Origin of the sequence: Capnocytophaga sp. oral taxon 332 str. F0381 (assembly GCF_000318275.2) — a bacterium.
Lineage (GTDB): Bacteria > Bacteroidota > Bacteroidia > Flavobacteriales > Flavobacteriaceae > Capnocytophaga > Capnocytophaga bilenii.
On the sequence record NZ_KB291337.1, the window covers coordinates 22090 to 31974 of the forward strand.

The 9885-nt window shown below is 39.7% G+C and carries 10 protein-coding genes; 2 read left to right on the plus strand and 8 right to left on the minus strand.

Annotated features, from left to right (window positions below):
* Nucleotides 1–212 precede the first annotated feature (212 nt).
* Entirely contained in the window at nt 213–1085 is an 873-nt protein-coding gene (locus tag HMPREF9075_RS09795) for a bile acid:sodium symporter family protein (protein ID WP_009416420.1), read from the plus strand.
* 77 nt (nt 1086–1162) lie between these two features.
* On the opposite strand, the gene HMPREF9075_RS09800 is transcribed toward HMPREF9075_RS09795, so the two are convergent.
* Together HMPREF9075_RS09800 and HMPREF9075_RS09805 are read right to left on the minus strand one after the other, a co-directional pair.
* Complete coding sequence (locus tag HMPREF9075_RS09800) at nt 1163–2086, minus strand: aspartate carbamoyltransferase catalytic subunit (protein ID WP_009416421.1); 924 nt, start codon at nt 2084–2086, stop codon at nt 1163–1165.
* Nucleotides 2087–2149: 63 nt separating this feature from the next.
* Nucleotides 2150–2638: a thioredoxin family protein gene (locus HMPREF9075_RS09805; RefSeq protein WP_009416422.1), complete on the minus strand. Its 489-nt coding sequence runs from the start codon at nt 2636–2638 to the stop codon at nt 2150–2152.
* 132 nt (nt 2639–2770) lie between these two features.
* On the opposite strand from HMPREF9075_RS09805, the gene HMPREF9075_RS09810 reads away from it, so the two are divergent.
* Complete coding sequence (locus HMPREF9075_RS09810) at nt 2771–3553, plus strand: class I SAM-dependent methyltransferase (RefSeq protein ID WP_009416423.1); 783 nt, start codon at nt 2771–2773, stop codon at nt 3551–3553.
* Here the strand turns inward: HMPREF9075_RS09810 and mazG are convergent.
* The 6 genes from mazG to HMPREF9075_RS09840 all read right to left on the minus strand — a co-directional run bounded on the left by mazG (nt 3522) and on the right by HMPREF9075_RS09840 (nt 9606).
* A complete protein-coding gene (gene mazG / locus HMPREF9075_RS09815; RefSeq protein WP_034557493.1) occupies nt 3522–4307 on the minus strand; it encodes a nucleoside triphosphate pyrophosphohydrolase in 786 nt (261 codons plus the stop codon). The genes HMPREF9075_RS09810 and mazG overlap by 32 nt on opposite strands.
* Complete coding sequence (gene hisS / locus HMPREF9075_RS09820; RefSeq protein WP_009416425.1) at nt 4304–5680, minus strand: histidine--tRNA ligase; 1377 nt, start codon at nt 5678–5680, stop codon at nt 4304–4306. Before hisS ends, mazG begins: the two co-directional genes overlap by 4 nt.
* Before the next feature lie 18 nt (nt 5681–5698).
* Nucleotides 5699–6076, minus strand: coding sequence for a RidA family protein (locus tag HMPREF9075_RS09825; protein ID WP_009416426.1), 378 nt, complete (start codon nt 6074–6076; stop codon nt 5699–5701).
* A 30-nt stretch (nt 6077–6106) separates the two neighbouring features.
* The gene (locus HMPREF9075_RS09830) at nt 6107–7774 is read right to left on the minus strand and encodes a M23 family metallopeptidase (protein WP_009416427.1); all 1668 of its coding nucleotides are present in this window, start codon (nt 7772–7774) and stop codon (nt 6107–6109) included.
* 105 nt (nt 7775–7879) lie between these two features.
* Nucleotides 7880–8566: a metal-dependent hydrolase gene (locus HMPREF9075_RS09835; RefSeq protein WP_009416428.1), complete on the minus strand. Its 687-nt coding sequence runs from the start codon at nt 8564–8566 to the stop codon at nt 7880–7882.
* A 146-nt stretch (nt 8567–8712) separates the two neighbouring features.
* A complete protein-coding gene (locus tag HMPREF9075_RS09840) occupies nt 8713–9606 on the minus strand; it encodes a hypothetical protein (protein WP_009416429.1) in 894 nt (297 codons plus the stop codon).
* Nucleotides 9607–9885: the final 279 nt, after the last annotated feature.

Here is a 9885-nt window from a genome sequence, read left to right on the forward strand (position 1 = left end):
GTGACCATTATCAAGAAAGAGGAGAAATATTTAGAGGATATGCCAATGTAAAGAATATAATAGGAAACAAACCTTTAGCAGGTACGTTTTTCTATGTTTTAAGGTATTACAAAAATAATAGATTGGAAGAACAAAAAGGATTTTTATACGTTAGGTAATTGCTTTTAGGAATAGTTTTTGTACCTTTGCCACTCAAATAAACAAGATATAAAATGACCTATATTGATTACCTACTCTCGGCAGTATTGATGCTTATTACCTTTGCAATAGGTAGTTCATTACACTTTGCCGATTTTGAAAATATATTTAGAAAATCAAAGCCCCTTTATTTGGGGCTTTTCTTGCAAATGGTATTTTTACCTATATGTGCTTTTATTATTGCCGAATTTGCAAACCTCTCACCTGCTGAGAAAATAGGACTTATTATAGTATCTATTTGCCCTGGTGGCACTACCTCCAACTTCATCAGCTACCTCATAAAGGCAGACACTGCCTTAGCTGTAGCGCTCACCGCAGTAAACAGTCTGCTGATACTCATTACCATCCCTATTATATCCAATTGGGCTGTAGCTGTTTTTATGGGTGGACATACCGAAGTATCACTTCCTATACTCAATATGGTGTGGGATGTAACCAAAATTATTATTGCTCCAGCTCTCTTAGGATTGCTATTCAATCGTTTTTTTTCAAATATAGCTCTTAAAATTAAGTTTCCCCTAAAGGTTATAAATACTACTCTTTTAGGTATTGTATTTCTTATCAAATTTTTTGCAAGTGAAGAGGCTGGAGGAAGTGGTATCTCAGTAGATGAAATTATCAGGTTATTACCAGCTACTTTGCTAATGCACCTCAGCTCAATGATTCTTAGCTATTTTATAGCTATAAAACCTCCGTTCAGGCTTTCAGGGGTACAAGCTACTACCATTAGTATAGAAGTAGGACTACAAAACACGGTTTTGGCTATCTTTGTAGCAGGAACCTTAATGCACAATACTGATATGACCAAACCTGCGCTCGTATATGCGATGTTCTCATTCTTTACTACCTTAGCTTTTGCCCTTATTACTATCCGAATAAAAAAATAGCTATTCTAATAATTGACAACAAAAAAGCGCGATGTTTTGAATGATAAACATCGCGCTTTTTTGTATTTACTCTTTACTTACAGCTTGCTTGCCAATAAATATATAACTGCCATACGTATTGCCACCCCATTTTCTACCTGTTGTAGGATAATTGATTGCGAGCTATCAGCCACATCACTTGTAATCTCCACCCCTCTATTGATAGGGCCTGGGTGCATAATTACAATTTCTTTATCTAAGGAGTCGAGAATTTCTTTTGTAAGCCCATATTGTTGCACATACTCACGAGTTGAAGGAAAATAACTAATATCAAGACGTTCATTTTGTATTCGTAACATATTAGCCACATCGCACCAATTTAGTGCTTTGCGCAAATTTGTCTCTACTTTCACTCCTAATTCGTGTATATATTTAGGAATAAGCGTTTGAGGCCCGCATACCATTACTTCAGCACCTTGTTTGTGCAAGGCATAGATATTAGAGAGTGCCACCCTTGAGTGTAATATATCACCCACTATCACCACCTTTTTGCCAGCAACCTCCCCCAAGCGTTCTCGTATAGAATACGAATCTAAAAGTGCTTGTGTAGGGTGTTCGTGAGCCCCATCACCAGCATTCACTATCGCAGCCTTTACGTGTTGAGAGAGAAACACCCCTGCACCAGGGTTAGGGTGTCGCATCACCACCATATCCACTTTCATCGAAAGAATATTATTCACCGTATCCACAAGCGTTTCTCCTTTTGTAACCGATGATTGTGAGGCTGAAAAGTTAATCACATCAGCCGAAAGTCGTTTTTCAGCCAATTCAAATGATAGCCTAGTACGAGTACTATTCTCAAAAAAAAGATTGGCAATAGTAATGTCACGCAGCGAAGGTACTTTCTTAATAGGGCGATTGATAACCTCTTTAAAATGGTCTGCTGTCTCAAATATCAGCCGAATATCTTCCTCTGTAATATATTTGATACCCAATAGATGATTTACACTCAATTCACTCATATAATATACATTTAAGTGATTCGTAAAAATATAAAGTAATATTTTAGTAAGCTTTATTTAGCTTTATAATCTTCCTTGCAAGAACTTTTTCACCTTTTTAGGGTCATAACCTTTGCCTTCCTCCAATTCTTCACTCTTTTGGGTGAAAAGCACAACGCCATCGCTATCCAAAATCAAGAAAGCAGGATACCCAAATTTTGCACCGGGGTTTCCATATTTCTTAAAAGCCGCTTCATTCTTGTTTTCAGGTGAAAAGTTCAGATGATAGTAAATATATTTCTTGTCTAAAATGCGTTTCAATTCAGGCGTTTTCGTAACCAAGTTGTTAAAGCGTAAGCACCACACACACCAATTACCACCAACTTGCACCAATAGTTTTTTGCGCTCTTTTTTAGCTTGCTTTAGCAGTTCTGTTATACGCTTATCGCCGTCCTCTTCAGGGTGATAAGGCTGTTCATATTTCGCTCGTTCCTGATTTATCTCTTCACTATTTTGGGAAAATACCCCCGTAGTAGTACAGCACAACAATGCCATAAAAATATACATTCTCATATCTACAAATTATTTGATGCTGCAAAGATAATAATTTTTTTCTAAACAAATGCTATCCAAAAATTAATCATTCATATCCTCAATTCAAAAAGATTTCGTACCTTTGTGTCCTAAATATTAAATATCATCTTTATGAGTACTGAAACAACTTTAAATGAAAAACAAGGGCACTGGATACTCGCCAAATTAGGCAAACGCGTATTGCGCCCTGGTGGTCGTGTCCTTACTGAGTGGCTCGTCAAAAATTTGGATATTACTCCAAAAGACGACATCGTAGAGTTTGCCCCAGGACTCGGGTTCACCGCCAATATCGCTTGCAGTTACAAGCCTTTTAGCTATACAGGAATCGATAAAAATGAAGAAGCTGCTGCGCTGGCAAAGAAGAGTATCAAGTATGAAAGTGCTCGTGTTATCAATGCCGATGCTGCCCACACTACCCTCGCCGATGCTTCTGTCAATAAAGTTTATGGCGAAGCAATGCTCACTATGCAACCCCTTGAGCATAAGCGAGCTATCATTGCCGAAGCTTATCGTATCTTGAAAGCAGGAGGCTACTATGCCATTCACGAACTTGGGTTGCAACCTGATGAGGTTAGCGAGGCTGTCAAAAACGACCTCTTCAAAGACCTCAGTAGTAATATTAGGGTACACGCTCGCCCAATGACAGCTAAAGAGTGGAAAACACTCCTAGAAGAACAAGGCTTTAAGGTGATAAAAGAGCAACACAGTCCAATGTTGTTGTTAGAGAGCAGTCGCATATTGGAAGATGAGGGCTTTTTCCGTACCCTCAAATTCCTGTTTAATTTGTTGCGTTTCCCCGATTTGCGCAAGCGAGTGCAAAAGATGAAGCAATCTTTCCGCAAGCATCAGCAAAACCTCGATGCTATTGCTTTGGTGGCTCAAAAACCCCTTTAGCCTCTTGCCAATAGCTTTCCATTTCGGCTAAAGTCATATCCCGCAACGATTTGCCGCTTTCGGCAGCCTTGCGCTCTAAGTACTGAAAGCGCGTAATAAACTTTTTGTTTGTACGCTCCAAGGCATCTTCAGGATTCACTTTTAGAAAACGAGCATAGTTTATTAGGCTAAAAAGCACATCGCCAAATTCTGCTTCTATGGCGGTGTGCTTTTGTGCTTTTACTTCCGCGTGAAGTTCGTCTATCTCTTCCTTTATTTTAGCAAATACATCGTCTATATTCTCCCAGTCAAAACCTACACCTGCCGCTTTATCTTGTATCCTACTTGCTTTTACAAGAGCAGGCAAACTCTGGGGCACTCCGCCCAGCACACTTTTGTTACCTTCTTGTAGCTTTATTTTTTCCCAATTGCGTTTTACATCTTCTTCGTTGGCTACCTTCACATCGCCATAGATGTGGGGGTGGCGTACTATGAGTTTGTCGCACACGCCATTAGCCACATCAGCAATGTCAAAATCACCTGTTTCACTACCTATTTTGGCGTAGAAAACAATGTGCAATAGCAGGTCGCCAAGCTCCTTTTTCACTTCCTGAAGGTCGTTGTTCAGGATAGCATCGCCCAATTCGTAAGTTTCTTCTATAGTAAGGTGGCGCAGACTTTCCATCGTTTGCTTTTTGTCCCACGGACATTTAGCGCGCAGGTCGTCCATAATGTCTAAAAGCCTGCCAAAAGCTGCCAATTGTTTTTCTCTCATTGCCATACTATTGTGTTTACTTCACTTGTTTTGTACACTTCTTGAGTGCCACTTAGCATATTTTTCAGTACAAAAGTGCCGTTTTGCAATTCGCTTTCACCTATAATAATTACAAAAGGAATCTGATTTTTGTTAGCGTATTCCATTTGCTTTTTAATTTTTGCAGCATCAGGGTAAAGAGCTGCCCTTTTGCCCTGTTGGCGCAATTGTTGCAATAGCTGTGTGCATTGCAAGGCTTCGGCATCGCCAAAGTTTAAGCATAATATTTCCAACCCATTGTTGATAGTTTCAGGAAAGAGGTATAGCTCGTCCATTACCAAGCCTATGCGGTCTAAACCAAATGAAACTCCAATACCGCTCACACCCTTTAGTCCAAAGATACTTGTGAGGTCGTCATACCTGCCACCACCGCCAATAGAGCCCATTTGCACCCCTTTTGGCGCCGCAATCTCAAATATAGCACCTGTATAGTAATTTAGCCCTCTCGCCAAGGTAACATCAAGGTCTATCAATGCCGTTTGTAGCGGAAGATGCTTAAGCTGTCGCTCTACAAACGAGAGCTCTTCCACTCCTTTTAGACCTGTTTCCGAGCTAGCCAACATAGCTTTTAACACTTCCAATTTTTCGGCAAACGAACCTTCCAAGCTAAAAATAGGCTTTACCTTTTCAATAGCTTCAGCACCGATACCTTTAGCGAGCATTTCAGCAATAACGCCCTCTTTGCCTATTTTGTCAAGTTTGTCTAAAGCAACAGTAAAATCTATTAGTTTATCTTGTTCGCCTATCATTTCGGCAAAACCACTTAATATTTTGCGATTGTTTATCTTGATAGTTACCCCTTTTAGGTTTAATGCAGTAAATACGCAATCGTACAGCTGTATAAACTCTATTTCTTGCCATAAGCTGTGTGAGCCTACCACATCGGCATCACACTGGTAAAACTCTCTAAATCGCCCTTTTTGTGGTCGGTCAGCACGCCATACAGGTTGTATTTGGTAGCGTTTAAAAGGAAAAGTAAGTTCGTTTTGATGTTGCACTACATAGCGTGCAAAAGGTACCGTAAGGTCATAACGCAACGCCTTTTCCGAAAGTTGCGGCGTAAGGCGTTGCGCATTTTTAGCTTCCCAATCTTCAGATTTTACCCCTTGTGTAAAATCTCCCGAATTGAGTATTTTAAAGATAAGACGATCACCCTCTTCGCCGTATTTTCCCATCAAGGTATCGTAATTTTCAAAACTTGGGGTTTCTATAGGTTGAAAACCAAAACTAGTGAAAACATTCTTGATAGTATTGATGATAAAATTACGCTTAGCAACTTCGTTGGGTGAAAAATCTCTTGTCCCCTTGGGGATACTTGGTTTTTGTACTGCCATTACAATTGTTTTTGAAGTTTACAATGCCGCTATGCACGAAATCTCTACCTCTACAGCCTTAGGCAATTGTGCCACTTGCACCGTTTCGCGTGCAGGTGCGGTAGCCTCGTCAAAATAACGTGCATATACAGCATTTACTTGTGCAAACTGACCCATATCAGCCAAAAAAATAGTCGTTTTCACTACATTTTCAAAACTCGCACCTGCCTCGCTAAGAATAGCCTTTAGGTTTTCCATCACTTGTTCGGTAGCCGCTTCTATGCCTTTTACTACTTCGCCTGTGGCTGGGTTTACGGGTATTTGTCCCGATACGTAAAGAGTGTTACCAGCAACTACAGCTTGGGTATAAGGACCTATAGGGGCTGGTGCATTGGGGGTAAAAATAATCTTTTTCATTTTTCTGTATATTTTTAGTTATTTATTGAATTATCTTGTAAAAGTCGCTTTTAGAGTGCCTACATTACCTGCTTTGTCAAAGGCTTTTACCTCCAAATCGTAGCTATTGCTGTCAAAAGGGGGTATGTCGGAAAAATTGAATTTCAGGGTGTGGTTTTTAGGTTCGTACTCAAAGAGAATCCACTGCCCGTTTAGGGTAGCCGAACAATGAGAAAAGCCGCTGAGGTTATCGTTTACACTCAGTTTTAGTACATCGGCTTTTACACTGCCTTTGTTCTTAAAGTTAAGTGCTTTTACTATAGGAGGCGTTTCGTCTTTGCGAAGCGAAAACCGACCTAAGCCGCGCACACGTGCCGTAAAAAAGCCGTCTTTATACACCGTAGGCTCAAAGCTCCCCCCACGTGATATGTATACCCTGTTCACCTCGTCATCTTTGTACTTCGTATTCTTGATGCTCAGCGTGTAAAACTTGTGTATCGGCGTTTTATAGTCGCCTATTTGCACCGATTCACCTTCGCCACTAAGGCTAATTTTGATGTTTTCGTAGAAAGTGTTTTCAGGGAAATACACATTGCCATTGGGCAGTTCGTAATAGTTGTCTCTGTTAGCGATAATTTCAGTATTACCTTTGTTTTCTGGGCGTGGAGTTTTTAGTTCAGTGCGCGCCCCTTCAATAGGAATATTGATGCGAGTAGCATTGCCCTTAAAATCCTCCACTATCACTGTAACTGTGTATTGTTGCCCTTCAGCGATAGTAAGGTAGCCATTGTTAGGGTTCAGTACAGGGTAAATTTCTAGTTTGTTGCCTGGTGTTTTGTACAACAGCTGCACAAAGCCTTTATGATCTATATAGTGAGGATAATCCACTAATACATTGATGTAGCGAGTATCGTCAAAATTTACTTTGTCAAAGGCTGATACTAATTGGGTTTCACCATTCAGCTGTAAGGTTGCTTTGTAAATCCCGTTTTTGTGAGCAGTACCGTCTTGCCTGTCATAAGCACTAAAGCCAAAACCTATAGTGCCAATAGCTGAAATTTTATCGGCAAGGTAAGTACCATCAGGCTGTTTGGTTTTGTGAATTTGGCGTGGCAATTGGGTTTCCTCCACTTGTGCATCTTCGCTAAGCGAGTAAGCAAATAGTTGTGTAACCTCTGGCGGAGTGGTATCTTCAATGTCGTTAAAGCCAAAAAGTAACGGATTCCAGCCGTTATTGCTCGTGTCGCGCACCTCAAAATGCAAGTGCGGACCTTGGCTGCCTCCTGTGTTGCCACTCACCGCTACCCAATCGCCTTTCTTTACTACAAACATATCTTCCGTTGGGATAATGTCTATGTCGTAACTTTGTTTTTCGTATTGCTTTTTCTTTACAAAAGCCTCTATTTCAGGGGCGTACTTTTGCAAATGATTATAGGTAGTTACATAACCATTGGCGTGAGTAATGTAAAGCGTTTTCCCATAACCATACGGACTTACCTTTATCCGCGAGATATAGCCATCTTGTGCAGCCAACACCTCCAAACCCTCTTTCCCTAAAGTCTTAAAGTCCAATCCCCCGTGAAAGTGATTCGGGCGCAATTCTGCAAAATTCCCAGCCAATAGCGGAGGCGTATTCAGCGGCATAATAGGCTGAAACGCTTGCCCCATTGCCATACAAGTAACAAGTGATAAGAGTATAATGATGAGTTTTTTATTCATTTTTTTTATGAGTTATTAGTCTTTTAGTAGTTAGTCCATAGTTTTTAGTCGTTAGCCACAACACTTGCTAGCGACTAACGACTAATCATTAGTGACTAACGATGCCTATATCACATTAATCGTTTCTCCTATAGCAGGTAATAGCAATTTGCGGTGGTCGTCTTTAAATTTTTGTACCGCAGCTTCCGTGTCTATAGTAATTACAGGGAAAGTGTTGTAATGCACCCCCAGCACGTTGTTAGTTTCTACAAAGCGAGCCGCAGTAAGAGCATCGCGCACCCCCATAGTATAGTTATTGCCTATAGGGAAGATACCCAAATCGATGCGGTATTGGTGCGGGATAATCTTCATATCGTAGTGCAAAGCCGTGTCCCCCGATATATAGATAGTTTGGTCGTTGTAAATCACTAAAAATCCCGCAGGGTTACCTCCATAGGTGCCATCAGGAAATGAAGACGAGTGTTCAGCCTTTATCATTTTTATCTTCACAGTACCATCTTCAAAGCGGTGCGACCCCCCGATGTTCATATCGTGCCCATCAAGCCCCAAGTTGCGAAAGTATTGTAGTATTTCAGGGTTACTAATCAGCTGAGCCCCTGTGCGTTTCGCAATAACCTCCACATCAGCAATGTGGTCGCCGTGAGCGTGAGTAATAAGAATATAATCCGCAGGAACAGAGTTGATGTCAATGTGTTTTGCCAAAGGGTTAGCCGAGATAAAAGGGTCTACCAAAAAGTATTTACCATTAATTTCAATATTCACGCAAGCGTGTCCTAAATAAGTTACTTTCATAATTAAAATATTTTTGGCAAAGGTAAGAAATAATATTTAATTGCAATGATTAATAAATTAATTTTCTTAGGTAAATTGTAATAGGGAAACGCAAAAAAGCCCCTCCGCTTAGGAGAGGCTTGTATAGTTCACTTTGATACTAACTACTAATATTCAAATTCTCTAATACTATCTAATTTTCGCTCGTCATCACCCTCTTTTATATATTTTTTTATCTCTATAGGGCGACCTGACGCATCATAGCGGTATTCAAAAGTTGTTACCTCCACCTTTGGTGTCTTTAGGTTTGTTTTAGTAATCTTTGTAATGTTATTTTTAGAGAACTCCACATCAAATAATTTATATACATTTGTTCCCACCAATTTATCTAGTTCATATGCAGGGTTAGGGTGATTGTCATACTCACATACTATAGAATTTTCATTGTCTATGATTTTCAGTATATTATCATTGACAATAGTGTAAATTGTTGTTTTGCTATCCACCCCGTAGCTATTTATTATCACCCCATTCTTATCTTTAGTATAAGAGCTCATTACTTGGGTTACAGTGTTGCCACCATAAGTGTATTGTGTCTCTATATAGCTTGTACCGCTTTGCACATCTCCATTTACAGATACTGTTTCCGAGTGAGTAACTAATACATTAGTAAGCCGATTACCCTTATAGGTACATTGGATAGTAAGGATATGACCCATCTCATTTTCGGTTATTGTAGAAATCTTTCCATTTTCGTAGTAGTATTTCAATTCATTTTCATCTCCTTTTACTTCTTTTATAAGGTTACCTTCGTAGCTGTAAACAATCTTAGTGGTACCTGTTTGTACACCATTATTGTATTCAGTAATGGCAACTTCAGTAAGCAAATTCCTTGTATAGGTAAATGAGCGCACTTCTTTTATATTACCATCTTTGTTTTTATCAATCAGTTTCTTTGGCAAGTTTGGGTTCTGAGGAATGTTATTAGGTGTGTCCTCATTTTTGTTACAACCTACCAAAAAAGTAGCTGCGGCTAAAAAGCCAAGTAAAATCTTTTTCATATGTTATTTTTTTAATTTGCTGCAAATATAATACTCTTTTTTGTTTTCCGTTGTTAAATAAAAGTTAAGATAAAAAAGCTCCCCCCGCTGGCGCAAGCTTGCAGCTTGTGCCACCCCCCGCTGGCGCAAGCTTGCAGCTTGTGCCCAATTCAAAATTCATAATTCATAATTTGCCAATTCCCCTTCGCACTATTTAGAGTGCCTTATAGCCTTTTAAAACGCTTGTCTCTATGTTAGGTAAATGGAAATAAGGTTTTAGTCATTTTGTATTTTACTAAT

Excerpts from the sequence above, each read along its gene's own strand:
- HMPREF9075_RS09825 (WP_009416426.1), bottom strand. The coding sequence starts at position 6,076 with ATGAAAAAGATTATTTTTACCCCCAATGCACCAGCCCCTATAGGTCCT.
- hisS (WP_009416425.1), bottom strand. The coding sequence starts at position 5,680 with ATGGCAGTACAAAAACCAAGTATCCCCAAGGGGACAAGAGATTTTTCA.
- HMPREF9075_RS09800 (WP_009416421.1), bottom strand. The coding sequence starts at position 2,086 with ATGAGTGAATTGAGTGTAAATCATCTATTGGGTATCAAATATATTACA.
- HMPREF9075_RS09795 (WP_009416420.1), top strand. The coding sequence starts at position 213 with ATGACCTATATTGATTACCTACTCTCGGCAGTATTGATGCTTATTACC.
- HMPREF9075_RS09805 (WP_009416422.1), bottom strand. The coding sequence starts at position 2,638 with ATGAGAATGTATATTTTTATGGCATTGTTGTGCTGTACTACTACGGGG.
- HMPREF9075_RS09840 (WP_009416429.1), bottom strand. The coding sequence starts at position 9,606 with ATGAAAAAGATTTTACTTGGCTTTTTAGCCGCAGCTACTTTTTTGGTA.
- HMPREF9075_RS09830 (WP_009416427.1), bottom strand. The coding sequence starts at position 7,774 with ATGAATAAAAAACTCATCATTATACTCTTATCACTTGTTACTTGTATG.
- HMPREF9075_RS09835 (WP_009416428.1), bottom strand. The coding sequence starts at position 8,566 with ATGAAAGTAACTTATTTAGGACACGCTTGCGTGAATATTGAAATTAAT.
- mazG (WP_034557493.1), bottom strand. The coding sequence starts at position 4,307 with ATGAGAGAAAAACAATTGGCAGCTTTTGGCAGGCTTTTAGACATTATG.
- HMPREF9075_RS09810 (WP_009416423.1), top strand. The coding sequence starts at position 2,771 with ATGAGTACTGAAACAACTTTAAATGAAAAACAAGGGCACTGGATACTC.